This is a genomic window from Haemophilus sp. HMSC071C11, assembly GCF_001837655.1.
GTDB lineage: Bacteria > Pseudomonadota > Gammaproteobacteria > Enterobacterales > Pasteurellaceae > Haemophilus > Haemophilus influenzae.
On sequence record NZ_KV833400.1, the window covers coordinates 50,401 to 66,744 of the forward strand.

Annotated in this window: 15 protein-coding genes and 1 tRNA gene; 4 read left to right on the top strand and 12 right to left on the bottom strand. The window is 38.7% G+C overall.

Annotated features, from left to right (window positions below; all coding sequences use genetic code 11):
- Positions 1-15 precede the first annotated feature (15 nt).
- From rseP to uppS, 3 genes are read right to left on the bottom strand one after another with little or no spacing between them, the layout of a single operon-like run.
- Positions 16-1,347 carry an RIP metalloprotease RseP gene (gene rseP / locus HMPREF2644_RS01440; protein WP_038440298.1) on the bottom strand — a complete coding sequence of 444 codons (1,332 nt, stop codon included), beginning with the start codon at positions 1,345-1,347 and terminating at the stop codon, positions 16-18.
- A 9-nt stretch (positions 1,348-1,356) separates the two neighbouring features.
- On the bottom strand, positions 1,357-2,223 hold the full coding sequence (locus HMPREF2644_RS01445) for a phosphatidate cytidylyltransferase (protein ID WP_006995577.1): 867 nt from the start codon (positions 2,221-2,223) through the stop codon (positions 1,357-1,359).
- A gap of 17 nt (positions 2,224-2,240) precedes the next feature.
- Complete coding sequence (gene uppS, locus HMPREF2644_RS01450; protein ID WP_006995578.1) at positions 2,241-2,960, bottom strand: polyprenyl diphosphate synthase; 720 nt, start codon at positions 2,958-2,960, stop codon at positions 2,241-2,243.
- 248 nt (positions 2,961-3,208) lie between these two features.
- On the opposite strand from uppS, the gene leuS reads away from it, so the two are divergent.
- From leuS to holA, 3 genes are all read left to right on the top strand, one after another.
- A complete protein-coding gene (gene leuS, locus HMPREF2644_RS01455; RefSeq protein ID WP_038440297.1) occupies positions 3,209-5,794 on the top strand; it encodes a leucine--tRNA ligase in 2,586 nt (861 codons plus the stop codon).
- A 95-nt stretch (positions 5,795-5,889) separates the two neighbouring features.
- Positions 5,890-6,393 (top strand): LPS-assembly lipoprotein LptE, encoded by a 504-nt coding sequence (gene lptE, locus HMPREF2644_RS01460; protein WP_038440296.1) that lies wholly within the window; start codon positions 5,890-5,892, stop codon positions 6,391-6,393.
- A complete protein-coding gene (holA, locus tag HMPREF2644_RS01465) occupies positions 6,393-7,427 on the top strand; it encodes a DNA polymerase III subunit delta (RefSeq protein ID WP_038440295.1) in 1,035 nt (344 codons plus the stop codon). Before lptE ends, holA begins: the two co-directional genes overlap by 1 nt.
- 71 nt (positions 7,428-7,498) lie before the next feature.
- Here holA and HMPREF2644_RS01470 read toward each other — a convergent pair.
- The 6 genes from HMPREF2644_RS01470 to glyQ all read right to left on the bottom strand — a co-directional run bounded on the left by HMPREF2644_RS01470 (position 7,499) and on the right by glyQ (position 12,052).
- Positions 7,499-7,575 (bottom strand) — tRNA-Ile (locus HMPREF2644_RS01470).
- 85 nt (positions 7,576-7,660) lie between these two features.
- Complete coding sequence (glyS, locus tag HMPREF2644_RS01475) at positions 7,661-9,829, bottom strand: glycine--tRNA ligase subunit beta (protein WP_038440294.1); 2,169 nt, start codon at positions 9,827-9,829, stop codon at positions 7,661-7,663.
- A gap of 45 nt (positions 9,830-9,874) precedes the next feature.
- Complete coding sequence (locus HMPREF2644_RS01480) at positions 9,875-10,291, bottom strand: hypothetical protein (protein WP_005655886.1); 417 nt, start codon at positions 10,289-10,291, stop codon at positions 9,875-9,877.
- 139 nt (positions 10,292-10,430) lie between these two features.
- Entirely contained in the window at positions 10,431-10,796 is a 366-nt protein-coding gene (locus tag HMPREF2644_RS01485; protein WP_038440293.1) for an endonuclease domain-containing protein, read from the bottom strand.
- Positions 10,797-10,825: 29 nt separating this feature from the next.
- A complete protein-coding gene (locus tag HMPREF2644_RS01490) occupies positions 10,826-11,086 on the bottom strand; it encodes a hypothetical protein (protein ID WP_070828177.1) in 261 nt (86 codons plus the stop codon).
- A gap of 57 nt (positions 11,087-11,143) precedes the next feature.
- Complete coding sequence (gene glyQ / locus HMPREF2644_RS01495) at positions 11,144-12,052, bottom strand: glycine--tRNA ligase subunit alpha (protein ID WP_061401263.1); 909 nt, start codon at positions 12,050-12,052, stop codon at positions 11,144-11,146.
- Positions 12,053-12,319: 267 nt separating this feature from the next.
- Between glyQ and HMPREF2644_RS01500 the strand changes: the two genes are divergently transcribed.
- Positions 12,320-13,846 carry a catalase gene (locus HMPREF2644_RS01500; RefSeq protein WP_012054548.1) on the top strand — a complete coding sequence of 509 codons (1,527 nt, stop codon included), beginning with the start codon at positions 12,320-12,322 and terminating at the stop codon, positions 13,844-13,846.
- 232 nt (positions 13,847-14,078) lie between these two features.
- Here the strand turns inward: HMPREF2644_RS01500 and HMPREF2644_RS01505 are convergent, their stop codons facing one another.
- From HMPREF2644_RS01505 to HMPREF2644_RS01515, 3 genes are read right to left on the bottom strand one after another with little or no spacing between them, the layout of a single operon-like run.
- A complete protein-coding gene (locus HMPREF2644_RS01505) occupies positions 14,079-15,260 on the bottom strand; it encodes a glutathionylspermidine synthase family protein (protein WP_070828178.1) in 1,182 nt (393 codons plus the stop codon).
- On the bottom strand, positions 15,261-15,842 hold the full coding sequence (locus HMPREF2644_RS01510) for a DUF1190 domain-containing protein (RefSeq protein ID WP_061401264.1): 582 nt from the start codon (positions 15,840-15,842) through the stop codon (positions 15,261-15,263).
- A 12-nt stretch (positions 15,843-15,854) separates the two neighbouring features.
- Positions 15,855-16,274, bottom strand: a complete 420-nt coding sequence (locus tag HMPREF2644_RS01515; protein ID WP_005636440.1) for a DUF2251 domain-containing protein — start codon at positions 16,272-16,274, stop codon at positions 15,855-15,857.
- Positions 16,275-16,344 lie beyond the last annotated feature (70 nt).

The following is a 16,344-nucleotide window of genomic DNA, read 5'->3' on the forward strand; positions in this document are numbered from 1 at the left end:
TGTATCCTATATAAATTATAGATGTAAAAAATCATTAAATAATGCAAACACCGTTAAGCTTAATAACAGTGCTGCGCCAATTCGATAACAGATGCTTTGCACCCGCTCAGAAACAGGTTTTCCTTTAACAGCTTCCATTGTTAAAAAAACTAAATGACCGCCATCTAATACTGGTAATGGAAATAAATTCATAATCCCTAAATTTACACTAATCAATGCCATAAAACTTAAAAAATACACCAATCCAATATTTGCTGATGCGCCAGCACCTTTTGCAATAGAAATTGGCCCACTTAAATTATTTAATGACAAATCGCCAGTAAGTAATTTCCCTAATATTTTCAAGGTTAAAAGGGAAAGCTGTCCTGTTTTTTCAATGCCTTTTTGTAAAGATTCAAGAATACCATATTTTAATTCAGTACGGTATTCATCCGCTAATTTTGTTAAGGTTGGGCTAACCCCAACAAACCATTTGCCATTTTGATTGCGCACTGGAGTGATAGTTTTGTCAAGCGTTTCCCCATTACGTTCAACTTTAATAGAAAAAGATTCGCCTTGTTCGACCTGTTTTATAAAATCTTGCCAAGGAAGTGCGGTTAAATTTTCTTTTAAAATTTTATCACCGATTTGTAAACCAGCGTTCTCAGCGGGAGAATTTTGAACAACTTTAGAAAGCACCATTTCAATTTTAGGACGCATAGGCATAATCCCTAATGCCTCAAAAGCACTTTCTTTTTCAGGATCGAATATCCAATTTGTAAGATTTAAAGTCCGTTGTTGTTCAATATTAGAATTGAAAGGAGAAAGGGTAATTTCAACATTAGACTCCCCCATTTTTGTTGCAAGTAGCATATTGATAGTTTCCCAATCTTGAGTTTCTTCGCCATCAACCGCTAGAATTTGTGTATTAGGTTCAATGTGAGCTTGTGCTGCGATGGAACTTGGTGTTATTGATTCAATCACTGGTTTAACCGTTGGCATTCCATAAAGGTAAATGACCCAATAAGCAAAAATTGCAAAAATAAAATTAGCTAAAGGGCCTGCAATAATTACAAATGACCGTTGTAATACGCTTTTACTGTCAAATGCTTGTGATTTTTGCTCAGCAGGAACTACTTCATTACGTCCATCAAGCATTTTTACATAGCCGCCTAAAGGAATCATTGAAACCGCAAATTCTGTACCATATTTGTCAATGCGTTTCCAAATTACTTTTCCAAAACCAATGGAAAAACGATGGACTTTTATACCGCACTTTCTCGCTGCCCAAAAGTGACCATATTCGTGAACGGATACTAATACAGCAATAGCAATGATAAAAGAACCTAGTGACCACAAAAATGACATTAAAAATCCTTATAAGACAAAGAAATAGAAATAGCTGAAAAAAGGTACCGCGGCAGTCAAGCTATCAATGCGATCTAATACGCCGCCGTGACCTGGAATTAATTGACTGCTGTCTTTAACTCCTGACTCACGTTTAAACATACTTTCAGTTAAATCGCCCAACACTGAAATTGCAACTGTCGCTACAGAAAGAATGATAAATCCAGTAATATTTCGATCGCCTACTAAAGTATTGTTAGAGAAATGAATAAAGATAAAAGCAAGCACTAATGCTGTAATTAAGCCACCAATGACCCCTTCCCAACTTTTACCTGGCGATACTTTAGGGGCAAGTTTACGTTTGCCAAAGGCACGTCCGCTAAAATAAGCACCAGAATCAGCCGCCCAAACAAGTATAAATACGTAAAGTAATAAAAATAAGCCGTGATAAGGATCATGGGTATAGTGTTCTAAACGTAAACGTAATACACCTGCGATAAATGGAATCAACGTAGAAAAGGCAAATAAAAGTTGTAAAAGTGGATTTTTAGACCAAAATTTAGCTGATTTAGGATAACTGATCACAAGTAACAAAGCTAAACCCCACCAGCTAACAGCATTTATCAATAAAAGCTGAAGATGTTGTTCAAACACACGCCCTGCATCTAAATAGTTGCCCTCAGTATAGAGCCATAAGAAGATAAATACGCCTAAAAAGGTAGCCACAAAAAAACGTATCAAAGGTTGTTTTAGGCGAGCAAATTGAGTCCATTCCCAAATGCCTAAAATCGCTACTGCCCCTAAAGCGAGGGCAAAATAAAAAGGCGTGAATAAAAATAGCGCACATAACACCGCTGCGATTAACACAATGGCAGATAAAACTCGTTGTTTAAGCATAATTTTAATCCGTTTAACTATTCAGTCCCGCCAAAACGGCGATGACGTTGTTGATAACTTGCAATCGCGTGATTAAATTCTAATTGATTAAAATCGGGCCAAAGCACATCGGAAAAATATAATTCCGCATAGGCAATTTGCCATAATAAAAAGTTGCTTATGCGCTGTTCTCCACTGGTACGAATTAATAAATCCACAGGTGGTGCATTTTGGGTTGCAAGATGATGTTGAAAAGTCGAGTTATTAATATCTGAAACTGACATTTCTTCTTTTTTAACTTTTTCTGCAATTTGTTTAGCGGCTTGAATAATATCCCAACAACCGCCGTAATTTGCCGCAATATTGAGTGTAAGTGCGGTATTTTTTTCTGTTAAATTTTCCGCTTTTTTGATTTTTTCTTGTAAAGTTTCACTAAAACGAGATACATCGCCTATAATTTTCAGACAAATATTATTTTTATGTAATTTTTTCACTTCGCGATCCAAGGCTTGCATAAAAAGCGACATTAACGCGCTGATTTCTTGTTCTGGGCGACTCCAATTTTCGCTACTAAAGGCATAAAGTGTGAGTACTTCCACACCGATTTGTCGTGCATAAGCCACTGCTTTGCGTACCGCAGTAACGCCATTGGTGTGTCCGAAAATTCGCATTTTATTTTTCTGTTTTGCCCAACGGCCATTACCATCCATAATAATGGCAACGTGTTTTGGTATATTTGTTTGATCCAACTCTATCATTATTTTTATTATTGAGAGACCTCTATAAATTTGGTGGTAAACTATATCATAAGTTATATTGGCTTGCTATGGATTCCTTTGTTCTAATCTGTTCTGTAAAAATTGAAAATTTATTGTGAAAAACAACTAAAAAACCACCGCACTTTTTATTTCTCTCCCTATTAATTTTTGCCATTTTACGGTATTCTATGCCACATTTTCTATTGTCAAAATGCTGCAAAAGTGCGGTTAAAATTTAAGGTGATCTTATGCAAGAACAATATCGCCCCGATATGATCGAACCAAAGGTTCAACAATATTGGGCAGAAAATAAAGTTTTCAAAGCAATCAAAGACGAATCTAAAGAAAAATATTACTGTCTTTCTATGTTCCCATATCCTTCTGGTCGCCTGCATATGGGGCACGTGCGTAACTACACTATTGGTGATGTCATTTCTCGTTATCAACGCATGCTAGGCAAAAACGTATTGCAACCATTTGGTTGGGATGCTTTCGGCTTACCAGCAGAAGGTGCTGCAATCAAAAACAAAACTGCGCCTGCTAAATGGACGTACGAAAACATTGCCTACATGAAAAAACAACTTCAGCTTTTAGGCTTTGGTTTCGACTGGGATCGTGAAATCGCAACCTGTAAACCAGAATACTACAAATGGGAACAATGGTTCTTCACTGAGCTTTACAAAAAAGGCTTAGTGTACAAAAAAACCTCAACCGTAAACTGGTGCCCGAATGATGAAACAGTGCTCGCAAACGAGCAAGTACACGAAGGTTGTTGCTGGCGTTGTGATACACCGGTGGAACAAAAAGAAATCCCACAATGGTTTATCAAAATTACTGACTATGCAGAGCAATTATTAGGTGGTTTAGATACCCTTCCGCAATGGCCTGATATGGTAAAAACCATGCAACGTAACTGGATTGGTCGTTCTGAAGGGGTAGAAATTACCTTTGATGTTGCAAATACCAACGAAAAAGTGGCGGTTTACACCACGCGTCCAGATACCTTTTACGGCGTGAGTTATTTAGGCATTGCTGCAGCACATCCATTAGCAAGTTTAGCGGCTCAAAATAATCCTGAATTAGCCGCCTTTATCCAAGAAGCGAAAAACGCCAAAGTGGCAGAAGCTGATCTTGCGACAATGGAGAAAAAAGGAATGGCAACGGGCTTGTTCGCCATTCATCCATTGACGGGGGATAAATTACCGATTTGGGTCGCTAATTTCGTGTTAATGCACTACGGTACTGGCGCAGTAATGGCGGTTCCAGCTCACGACCAACGTGACTTTGAATTTGCTCAAAAATACAGTTTGCCAATTAAACAAGTGATCGCACCGCTTGCAGATGAAGAAATTGATTTAACTAAACAAGCTTTCGTTGAGCACGGTAAATTAGTGAACTCAGCTGAATTTGATGGTAAAGACTTTGATGGCGCATTCAACGGCATTGCAGATAAATTAGAAAAATTAGGTGTTGGAAAACGTCAAGTTAATTACCGTTTACGTGACTGGGGCGTTTCTCGCCAACGTTATTGGGGTGCACCAATTCCGATGCTAACCCTTGAAAATGGCGATGTTGTGCCTGCACCGTTAGAAGATTTACCTATTATTCTGCCTGAAGATGTGGTAATGGATGGCGTGAAAAGCCCAATTAAAGCGGATCCAAACTGGGCGAAAACCACTTTCAACGGTGTACCTGCATTAAAAGAAACGGATACCTTTGATACCTTTATGGAATCCTCTTGGTATTACGCGCGCTACACTTGTCCACAATATCAAAATGGCATGCTTGATGCGGAAGAAGCAAACTATTGGTTACCAGTGGATCAATATATCGGTGGTATTGAACATGCAACAATGCACTTGCTCTACTTCCGTTTCTTCCACAAATTGTTACGCGATGCAGGATTTGTAACCAGTGAGGAACCAGCCGATAAATTATTATGTCAAGGTATGGTGCTTGCAGATGCTTTCTACTACACCAGCCCAACCAACGAGCGTATTTGGGTAAGCCCAACCCAAGTGACCCTTGAGCGTGATGAAAAAGGCAGAATTATTAAAGCCACCGATCCTGAAGGGCGTGAACTAGTCCACAGTGGCATGACCAAAATGTCGAAATCTAAAAATAACGGTATTGACCCACAAGAAATGGTAGAAAAATATGGTGCCGATACTGTTCGTCTCTTTATGATGTTTGCCTCTCCAGCAGAAATGACCTTGGAATGGCAAGAATCTGGCGTAGAAGGTGCGAAACGTTTCTTAGGACGTGTTTGGAATTTGGTATATCAATATCAACAGAATCCAGCAAAAACTAGCCTAGATATCACCGCACTTTCAGCCGCGCAAAAATCGCTTCGTCGTGAAGTACATAAAACAATTGCGAAAGTGAGTGATGATATTGGTCGTCGTCAAACATTTAATACTGCGATTGCAGCAGTAATGGAGTTGATGAATAAACTGACTAAGGCTTCCTTAGAAAGCGATCAAGATCGAGCAGTCATGGCGGAAGCATTAAGTGCAGTTGTTCGTATGCTTTATCCAATTACGCCACATATCTGTTTTGAATTATGGCAAGCTCTTGGCAATGAAAGTGCTATTGATACCGCAGAATGGGTAAAAGCCGACGAAGATGCAATGGTAGAAGACGAAAAACTTATTGTGGTACAAGTAAACGGTAAGGTTCGTGGCAAAGTTACCGTTGCGGCAGATGCAGATGAAGAAACAGTCAAAACGATTGCTTTCGCGGATGAAAATGTGAAGAAATTTGTTGATAATCAACATATTGTCAAAGTGATTTATGTCGCAGGTAAATTATTAAACGTAGTAGTGAAACCATAATACGTGGGGTGTGTGAATTCAAAATTCACGCACCATTTTTTATACGTACGTGAAATATTTACATTTTACACGTCCTACAATTAAAGGTAGTTTTTATGATCAAATCAATCAAGACTTTACTGCTTATCGCAACATTAGCAATTCTTTCTGCTTGCGGTTGGCATTTTCAACAGTCGGTTACTATGCCAAATGAATGGCGAACATTAGCCCTTGAAAGTGATGACCCTTATAATGATTTCACTGTTATTATGCGTCGCAAGTTACAGGAAAATCAGGTTAATATTGTTAATGTAAAACAAAATATTCCCATTTTACGTATTAATAAACAGATTACTTCAGATCAAGTCGCATCTATTTTTAAGCACGGACGTGAAGCAGAAAAACTTTTAATATTGGAAGTTGAAGCCACTTTTCGCCTTGCTAATGGCGAAAGCTATCCAATCAATGCGAAAGTAAACCGTACTTTCTTTGATAATGCACGTGCAGCATTAGCCAAATCAGAAGAACGTGAGGTAATTTGGAATGATATGCGCGAGCAAGTAGCGCGTCAATTAATCGTAAAAATAATTGCGTTACAAAATCAAATAAAAAGCAAATAATGAACCGTATTTTTCCAGAGCAACTAAATTATAATCTTGCTCAAGGTTTAGCTAGAGTTTATCTCTCGCATGGGCAAGATCCTTTATTACTTAGTGAAACTGAGGATACTATTTGTCAAGTGGCAAACCAGCAAGGTTTTGATGAAAAAAATAGCATTCAGGTTGATAGCCAAACTGATTGGGTGCAACTTATAGAATCTTGTCAATCTATGGGGTTATTTTTTAGTAAACAAATACTAAGCTTGAATTTACCTGAAAATTTCACCGCACTTTTGCAGAAAAACCTGCAAGAACTTATATCCGTATTGAATAAAGATGTCTTGCTTATTTTACAGGTAGCAAAATTGACTAAAGCGATTGAAAAGCAAGCGTGGTTTATTGCACTTAATCAATATGAACCAAATGTAATACTGATAAATTGTCAAACACCGACGGTAGAAAACTTGCCACGTTGGGTAAAAAATCGTACTAAAGCAATGGGATTAGATGCCGATAATGAAGCAATTCAACAACTTTGTTATAGTTATGAAAATAACCTGTTCGCTCTTAAACAAGCTCTGCAGCTTTTAGATTTGCTCTATCCTGATCATAAACTTAACTACAATCGTGTCATTAGCGCGGTGGAACAATCCTCAATTTTTACACCATTTCAATGGATTGATGCTTTGCTAGTGGGAAAAGCAAATCGTGCTAAACGTATTTTAAAAGGTTTACAAGCTGAAGATGTGCAACCTGTTATTTTATTACGCACACTACAGCGAGAATTATTTACGTTGCTTGAACTCACAAAACCACAGCAACGTATTATGACAACGGAAAAACTTCCAACTCAACAAATTAAGGCTGAATTTGATCGTCTAAAAATCTGGCAAAATCGCCGACCGCTCTTTTTAAGTGCAATTCAACGTTTAACCTACCAAAAGCTCTACGAAATTATCCAAGAACTCGCCAATATTGAACGCCTTGCTAAACAAGAATTTAGTGATGAAGTGTGGATCAAACTCGCTGATTTATCTGTAAAAATTTGTTTGTAGTCACAAGGCAAATAAAATAGACAATATTGAAATAAGATTTTTGATAAAAAAGAAATTTTTTGCTGGAAAAATGGTCCCCCCTACCGGACTTGAACCAGTGACCAAGCGATTATGAGTCGCCTGCTCTAACCGACTGAGCTAAGGGGGGAGAGTGCGGTAATTATAGAGAAATAATCACTTGAAGTCTATAAAAGAAGGGATGATTGACGAAAAATCAACCATCCCTTTTTACATTATTGAAGCACTGAAATATCAGCTACTTGTAAGAATAACCCTTGTAACGTATTTAAAATCGCTAATCGGTTTTGGCGTAGTGCTGGATCTTCAGCATTTACCATCACGTTATCAAAGAAACTGTCTACTGGCGCACGTAAGTTTGCTAATTTATCCAATACTGCGGTGTAATCGCCTTGTGCGATAAGCGGTTGTACTTCAGTGCGTAATGCCAGTACCGCTTCAGCAAGGGCTTTTTCTGCTGGCTCTACGCAAGCGGTTAAATTGATCTCGCCAATTGCCGCACCTGCTTTCGCTAAGATGTTGCTAACACGTTTATTTGCTGCTGCTAACGCTTCCGCTGAATCTAAAGTACGGAAGTGTGAAACCGCACGCACGCGCGCATCAAAATCAGCAGGGCGAGTTGGACGACGTGCCAATACCGCTTGAATTACATCCACCGCAATGCCTTCATCTTGATACCATGCACGGAAACGACCGAGCATGAAGTCTACTACCTCATCAAGGATTTTTTGTTTTGGAACTAAATCATCACCACGTGTAAAGAATGAAACATAACCTTCTGGGTATTCACTAAATCCACCTCTTGTTTTGGCAATAGGTGCATTACGTAGTCTTTCGTTATCAAGTTCTTTATATAAATCAAATGCTTTGCTAATAATGTCATTCAGATCAAGAGGCAAATTTTTCTCAACGATAATACGTAATGCACCTAATGCCGCACGACGTAATGCAAATGGGTCTGCGCTACCTTTTGGTGCTTGGCCGATGCCGAAGATACCCGTTAAGGTGTCAAATTTATCCGCTAAAGCGACCGCACTTGCCACTAAAGACTTAGGTAATTCATCACCCGCAAAGCGTGGCATATATTGTTCGTTTAACGCCACTGCCACTTCTTCATCTTCACCGTCGTGACGAGCATAATGCATACCCATTACGCCTTGCGTATCAGTGAATTCGAATACCATGTTGGTCATCAAATCACATTTTGACAGTAAACCCGCACGTTTTGCTTTCGCTTCATCTGCGCCGATTTGTTTTGCAATTTCGCCTGCAAGTTGTTCAATGCGGTCAGTTTTGTCTTTCAATGTGCCAAGTTGTTGTTGGAACAACACGGTTTCTAAACGTGGTAAACGATCAACCAGTTTTTGTTTTAAGTCGGTTTTGAAGAAGAATTCCGCATCGGTTAAACGTGGACGAACCACTTTTTCGTTCCCTTCGATAATCGCGGTTGGATCTTCTGGGTTGATGTTCGAGACAAAGATAAAGTGCGGTAATAATCTGCCGTCTTTATCATAAATCGGGAAATATTTTTGGTCTCCTTTCATGGTGTAAACCAAGGCTTCCGCAGGCACCGCTAAGAAGCGTTCTTCAAATTTTGCCGCTAAAACATTTGGATATTCCACCAAGGAAGTGACTTCTTCAAGCAGGCTTTCTTCAATGTCAGCCACGCCACCAAGTGCGGTCGCTTTTGCTTGAGATTTTGCCAAAATTTCTGCTTTACGCTCATTGAAATCTGCCACCACAGAACCTTTATCACGCAATAATTGCGGATATTGGTCTGCATGTTGAATGTCAAATTCTTTCTCGCCTAAGAAGCGGTGACCGCGAATGGTGCGAGCACTTGCCACACCTAAAATTTCGCCTTCGATTAACTCATCACCTAACAACATAGTCACAGTGTGAACTGGGCGGATAAATTGCACGGTTTTATCTGCCCAACGCATTGGTTTTGGAATTGGCAATTTCGCTAACGCATTTGCCACAATATCGTTAAGTAAGTTTTTGGTCGGCTGACCTTTAATTTTTGCACGGTGAACGAGCCATTCGCCTTTATCAGTTGCAATGCGTTCTGCTTGCTCAACAGTAATGCCACAACCACGCGCCCAGCCTTCTGCCGCTTTAGTTGGTTTACCTTCCGCATCAAAGGCGGCTGATACTGCAGGCCCTCGTTTTTCGATTTCTTTGCTCGGTTGTTGGGTTGCTAAGTTCAACACTTTTACGGCTAAACGACGCGGTGCCGCAAACCATTCGATTTTATCGAATGATAAACCTGCTTGATTCAATTCCGCCTCAACGTTATCCGCAAAAGAGGTCGCTAATGTTTTGAGAGCTTTTGGTGGCAGCTCTTCTGTGCCGATTTCTACAAGGAAGTTTTGGGTTGTCATTTTGTTTTCTCTGGTAAGGTGCAACTTGCTGCATTGATTACTTATTTACATTTTATCTATCACATCATTAATATTTTCAATAATATATTCATGATTTTCTAAAATCCAAAGAAGAGATTTAATTCTTGTCTGATTATCATACTTATTAGTTGTGAATTTACCATAAAAGTTACCTTCATTATCAACAATCACTGGCCCACTTGTAGAATACTTATTCCAAGGACTTTCACTGTTATACTTAGAGCCATAAGTTCCGTATTTATTCCAAATACTATCGCTATTATATTTAGAGCCGAATTCACCATATTTATTCCAAATTGATGAGTTATCATGTTTACTACAGTTCAAACAGCCTAAAAATTTATCATGATTATCTCCACCAAAAAGCAAATATGCTGGTGCTGCAAAGGTATTTATTGATAAAAATAATAATGGGGGTAACAAAAATTTCTGTAATGTCATAGCATTTTCCTTAGATTAATATAATTGATTCAATGTGGAGTGAGAATTTTAATAGCTCACACACGATTTAATTGTTTTCTTCGTTTAACTTCTGCCACAAACGCAAGCGTTTGTGGCAGAGGTTAATCCAACCTCATACTCAATCAGTCCTTACATTCTCTAAAAACAAATAAATCTGCTCTACTACCGCTTCAATTTTACGCATGACTTCATCATTGCTAAACCGCATCACTGTAAAACCAAGTGAATTTAATTCTGCATCTCGCAATGCATCTTTTTCCTGATAATCAGGTTTATAGTGCTGACTACCATCTAATTCAATAATCAGCTTTGTCTTTGCACAATAAAAATCAACGATATAACTTAAAAGTGGCTTTTGTCGATTAAATCGAAATCCTAATAATTGATCTCGATTGATGCGTTGCCATAGCTTTCTTTCTGTATCCGTTTGATCCGCTCGCAGTTTCTGCGAATTCAGCTTTAAGTATTTTTCATAGGGTTGCATGAAAACTGCTGTTCTATCTTTCCCAAAACTTAAAAAATTACTTTTAACTTTGATAGGTCTAAAACAACATCGCCATTTGGTAATAACAATGCAGGAATGCCTAAATAGCCATTTGCTTTCGAGTTATCAAATTCTGCACTGCTATCGCGTAAACGAATGAATTGTTTGAGATTAGGTAATGAAGTCATAATTTCTACTTCATCGTAATCCACACCTAAGCGATCCAACTCCGCGACAAATGGTGCGGTATCTGGGCATGTTTCTGCATAAAAAAGAATTGGTTTGTTCATTTTGCTCTCCTAAAGTGCGGTCAAATTTCACCGCACTTTTGTGAATTTGTTTAAGCCTTATTTTTTACAACCAGGGAAACCTAAGGCTTCACGGCTTGCATAATAGGCTTCCGCCACGCCTTTGGTTAAGGCACGAATGCGTAAAATATAGCGTTGGCGTTCGGTTACCGAAATCGCTTTACGTGCATCTAACAAGTTGAAGCTGTGTGCTGCTTTCAAAATACGCTCATAAGCTGGCAATGGTAACGGTTTTTCTAGGGCTAATAACTCTTGTGCATCTTTTTCGTATTGGTCGAAGCAGTAGAATAAGAAATCTGTGTTTGCGTGTTCAAAGTTATAGGTTGATTGCTCAACTTCATTTTGATGGAAAACATCGCCATAAGTGGTTTTGCCTAATGGACCGTCAGACCAAACTAAGTCATACACAGAATCTACGCCTTGAATGTACATGGCTAAACGCTCTAAACCGTAGGTCACTTCGCCTGTTACAGGTTTACATTCTAAGCCGCCCACTTGTTGGAAATAGGTAAATTGGGTCACTTCCATGCCGTTTAACCATACTTCCCAGCCTAAGCCCCATGCGCCTAAGGTTGGGTTTTCCCAGTTATCTTCTACGAAACGAATATCGTTTTTGGTCGGATCGAAGCCAAGCATTTCAAGCGAGCCTAAATACAATTCTTGAATATTATCTGGAGAAGGTTTGATCACTACTTGGAATTGGTAGTAGTGTTGTAAACGGTTTGGGTTTTCGCCATAACGACCGTCCGTCGGGCGGCGTGAAGGTTGCACATAAGCAAATGCCATTGGCTCTGGACCTAATGCGCGCAATGCGGTCATTGGGTGAGAGGTACCTGCGCCCACTTCCATATCAAAAGGTTGTACAATGGTGCAGCCTTGGTTTGCCCAATATTCTTGTAGGGCTAAAATCATACCTTGGAATGTTTTTACGTTAAATTTTGTGTTCATAATCGTTTATCTAATGTAATTAAAAATGTTGGTATTATACTTGAATCCGTAAAACGGATAAAGGCGAAAAAATGCAGTTGAAAATCAGGGTTTATAAACTATATCTAGTAAGTAATTTGGAATATTTAGGTAGATTTTAATCCTTATTTTTAGTATAGTTTTTTTTGATTGATTTAATAGATTTCAATTGTTTAAACCTTTCTATATGATATGCAAGAAAATTCATTTCAACCTAACTAAATTTATTAACTTTACAAGGAGTTTACAATGAGTTCTCAATGTCCTTTTTCGCACTTAACTGCGACAAACTTAACAATGGGTAACGGTGCACCCGTTGCTGATAACCAAAACAGCTTAACAGCTGGTCCACGTGGTCCATTACTTGCACAAGATTTATGGCTTAACGAAAAATTAGCGGATTTCGTGCGTGAAGTGATCCCAGAGCGTCGTATGCACGCTAAAGGTTCTGGTGCATTTGGTACTTTTACTGTAACACACGATATTACTAAATATACTCGTGCAAAAATTTTCAGTGAAGTGGGTAAAAAAACTGAAATGTTCGCACGTTTTACCACCGTTGCAGGCGAACGTGGTGCAGCAGATGCTGAGCGTGATATTCGTGGTTTTGCATTAAAATTCTATACTGAAGAAGGTAACTGGGATTTAGTAGGTAACAATACGCCAGTATTCTTCTTACGTGATCCACGTAAATTCCCAGATTTAAACAAAGCAGTAAAACGCGATCCGCGTACTAATATGCGTTCAGCAACAAATAACTGGGATTTCTGGACATTATTACCAGAAGCATTACACCAAGTAACTGTTGTAATGAGTGATCGTGGTATTCCTGCAAGCTATCGTCATATGCACGGTTTCGGTTCTCACACTTATAGTTTCTGGAACGAAGCGGGCGAACGTTTTTGGGTGAAATTCCACTTCCGTACTCAACAAGGCATTAAAAATTTAACGAATGCTGAAGCCGCAGAAATTATTGCAAATGACCGTGAAAGTCATCAACGTGATTTATATGAAGCGATTGAACGTGGTGATTTTCCTAAATGGACATTATTTGTACAAATTATGCCAGAAGCTGATGCAGAAAAAGTATCTTATCATCCATTTGACTTAACCAAAGTATGGTCAAAAAAAGACTATCCATTAATTGAAGTAGGTGAGTTTGAATTAAACCGTAACCCAGAAAACTTCTTCGCTGATGTAGAACAATCTGCATTTGCACCAAGTAACTTGGTTCCAGGTATCGGCGCAAGCCCTGACAGAATGTTACAAGCTCGTTTATTTAACTATGCGGATGCACAACGCTACCGTTTAGGTGTGAACTTCCGTCAAATTCCAGTAAACCGTCCACGTTGCCCAGTGCATAGCAACCAACGTGATGGTCAAGGTCGTGTAGATGGTAACTACGGCAGCTTGCCACACTACGAGCCAAACAGCTTCAGCCAATGGCAACAACAACCAGACTTTGCTGAACCACCACTTCGTATCAACGGAGATGCTGCACACTGGGATTATCGTAACGATGATAATGATTATTTCAGCCAACCACGTGCATTATTTAACTTAATGAATGCAGAGCAAAAACAAGCATTATTCAACAACACGGCAGCAGCAATGGGCGATGCACCTGATTTCATCAAATATCGCCACATTCGTAACTGTCACTGGTGTGATGCGGCATACGGTGAAGGCGTTGCGAAAGCATTAGGTTTAACCGTTGAAGATGCATTAAAAGCTCGTGATACTGACCCTGCATTAGGTCAAGGTGGATTGTTATAATCTTTTGAGTTTATTATTTTAAATAAATAATAGTAGTAATGAATCTGCACCCAAAAGTTAGACTAAGGTTTAATCAATTTGGGTGCAGATTTTTTAATGAAATATTACTAATTAATTACATAATACGTGAACGATTTTGTAATCGGTCAAAAATTTGAATGTGAAAAATAACCTATAATAGCTTCCATTCTTATGATAAATATTGCATTTGAGTAATAATGATAAATATATATCAAGGTACAAAATAATGAGGTATAAAATGACTATCATTACCCGTCACTGCAGTAAAATCTTCGCGTAATCCCATACCGCAAGCCACATCCCCCACAACCCAAGAACCGATAATTGGATACATTCCATCAAAACTCGGTAATTCAAATTTTTGTTGATAAACATAACCTGAATTGCCATAAAACGTAGAGTATTCGCTTCCTTTCGCTGCAAATTCTACGCCATTGTTTTTTTCGTAATAGAAGACATTAGCACCTTCTCGACCTAACAATGGTTTTTTAACCCACATTGATAAATCTTTTGGTAATTCGAAGGGCGTAAAATAAGCTGGCAATAAATTCGGATGATTAGGATAACGTGCCCAAAGTTTTGCCAATAGTGCTTTATTACTTAACAACATTTTCCACGCAGGCTCAATAAATCGTGTTTCAGCCGTTGTAATATGGCGAGCAAACTCAGCGTGGCTTAGCCATTCCAGCGGATACAATTTAAATAACATTTCAATAGGCTGATCATTTAAATCTACAAATTTTTTTGTTTCGCTGTTATAGCCAATATCTTCCACCGCTAATTGATGAATATTCCAACCCGCGTTATAAGCCACATCAGCTAAATAATCCACATTGCCCCAATCTTCACGACCAGCATCCTGCATGGCACTCAAATGGAAATCTGTTTTTCCACTTTGTTGTTTCAAAAATTGGAAATGTTTAATTAATTCTTCATGAATCCAGTTGAACTGATCACGATGTTTCAAGCCCTCAATTTGCTCCAACCACTGCCATTGAACAACCGCTGCCTCCAACAAAGATGTTGGTGTATCGGCGTTATATTCAAACATTTTTAGGTTGTCGCCATCATAGCCAAAATCAAAGCGTCCATATAAATAAGGATCTTGATTACGCCAAGAGCTTTCAATAATCTGTTTTTGCAACTCCGTAAAACGATAATTTTCATAATCGCCTTTTTTAATTTCATCCGCCGCAAAATCTAAACACATTGAATGCAATTCATTAGTGGTATCCTCAATGCGATCAATTTCCGCTAAGGTAAATTCATAGGCGACATTATCAGACCAATAATGAGATCCATCACTGGAAGGCAAGTTATAATAATCAAATCCAACATTAAGTAGCTGTTGAACCATATCTGGTCGAGTAGGAAACCCTGTTACACGCTTCATTTATCCCCCACTGCTACGATGAGTATTATTTGGGCTACTAAAACCACCACGAGATACAGGTTTACTATTCATGCTTCCTGCATTTCCTTTCACGAGCATTGGTTTTCCAACAGAACGATTCGTTTGAGGTTGCACCACTTGCCCTGTTGGTGTGGTGACCGCTCGATTTCCAGGATGATAACTTGGGCCAAGGAAATTACTAATTGCACGAGCCACCATATACCCCATAACGCCACCAGCAATCGCAGCCCCTAAAGAAGGATCGTTACTTTCAGCTTTTGCAGTCGATTCGGTATTGTTCTCGCTTTGATTAGCTTGTGCATTATTTTCAGCTGGATTTTTTACCGCACTTTCTGCATTACCGTTATCACGAATATTTAAACCAAGCCCCTGCTGTGGTGTAGTTTCAGTTTTCTGAGTACTTTCAGTATTTTTATCTGCCTCACAAAGCTCAATTTTTTTCCAATCCGCTAAACAATCGTCTAAAGATTGATACACATCACGTTGTACTTGTTCTTCTGAACAGCCTCCTAATAAGGCCACAATAGATAAACTAACTAAAATCTGATTTTTCTTTTTCATTGTTCTCAATTTTTATCGAATGGTTTTCACGCCTAGCCATTGCTCGGCCTGTTTATTAGTAATTTCTTCACGAGTCCACATGCTCATTAAATCTGGTTGTGGATATTTATTGCTGTTATAGCCGACTAAACGAGCAAAATCAAATACGGCATGAGGATAGCCATTAATAAGCAACAATGCTAAATAACCACTCTCATCCCAACAAATTTCAAGTTTGCGTGCCTCATGATGATTAGAGGTTGAATCAACATTATACACGTGCAACATATCAACTATCGGTTGGGCATTTTGACGCATATCAAGTGCATAAAAATAGCCTGTTTCGCCGTCATCTTCAAACATTACGGCAAAATGCTCAAATACCGTAGAATGCGTTCCTACTTGCTTTGGCGTTCCTAAAAAGAGTTCGTCCTCTAAAGTTAAATGTAACATTCCCTTTCCTTTAAATATTAGATATAAAAACACCGCACTTTTATACAAAGTGCGGTGAGATTTTACAGTA

Bases quoted from the DNA above. Each gene is read 5' to 3' on its own strand.
- rseP (WP_038440298.1), bottom strand. From the start codon at position 1,347: ATGTCATTTTTGTGGTCACTAGGTTCTTTTATCATTGCTATTGCTGTA.
- HMPREF2644_RS01445 (WP_006995577.1), bottom strand. From the start codon at position 2,223: ATGCTTAAACAACGAGTTTTATCTGCCATTGTGTTAATCGCAGCGGTG.
- uppS (WP_006995578.1), bottom strand. From the start codon at position 2,960: ATGATAGAGTTGGATCAAACAAATATACCAAAACACGTTGCCATTATT.
- leuS (WP_038440297.1), top strand. From the start codon at position 3,209: ATGCAAGAACAATATCGCCCCGATATGATCGAACCAAAGGTTCAACAA.
- lptE (WP_038440296.1), top strand. From the start codon at position 5,890: ATGATCAAATCAATCAAGACTTTACTGCTTATCGCAACATTAGCAATT.
- holA (WP_038440295.1), top strand. From the start codon at position 6,393: ATGAACCGTATTTTTCCAGAGCAACTAAATTATAATCTTGCTCAAGGT.
- glyS (WP_038440294.1), bottom strand. From the start codon at position 9,829: ATGACAACCCAAAACTTCCTTGTAGAAATCGGCACAGAAGAGCTGCCA.
- HMPREF2644_RS01480 (WP_005655886.1), bottom strand. From the start codon at position 10,291: ATGACATTACAGAAATTTTTGTTACCCCCATTATTATTTTTATCAATA.
- HMPREF2644_RS01485 (WP_038440293.1), bottom strand. From the start codon at position 10,796: ATGCAACCCTATGAAAAATACTTAAAGCTGAATTCGCAGAAACTGCGA.
- HMPREF2644_RS01490 (WP_070828177.1), bottom strand. From the start codon at position 11,086: ATGAACAAACCAATTCTTTTTTATGCAGAAACATGCCCAGATACCGCA.
- glyQ (WP_061401263.1), bottom strand. From the start codon at position 12,052: ATGAACACAAAATTTAACGTAAAAACATTCCAAGGTATGATTTTAGCC.
- HMPREF2644_RS01500 (WP_012054548.1), top strand. From the start codon at position 12,320: ATGAGTTCTCAATGTCCTTTTTCGCACTTAACTGCGACAAACTTAACA.
- HMPREF2644_RS01505 (WP_070828178.1), bottom strand. From the start codon at position 15,260: ATGAAGCGTGTAACAGGGTTTCCTACTCGACCAGATATGGTTCAACAG.
- HMPREF2644_RS01510 (WP_061401264.1), bottom strand. From the start codon at position 15,842: ATGAAAAAGAAAAATCAGATTTTAGTTAGTTTATCTATTGTGGCCTTA.
- HMPREF2644_RS01515 (WP_005636440.1), bottom strand. From the start codon at position 16,274: ATGTTACATTTAACTTTAGAGGACGAACTCTTTTTAGGAACGCCAAAG.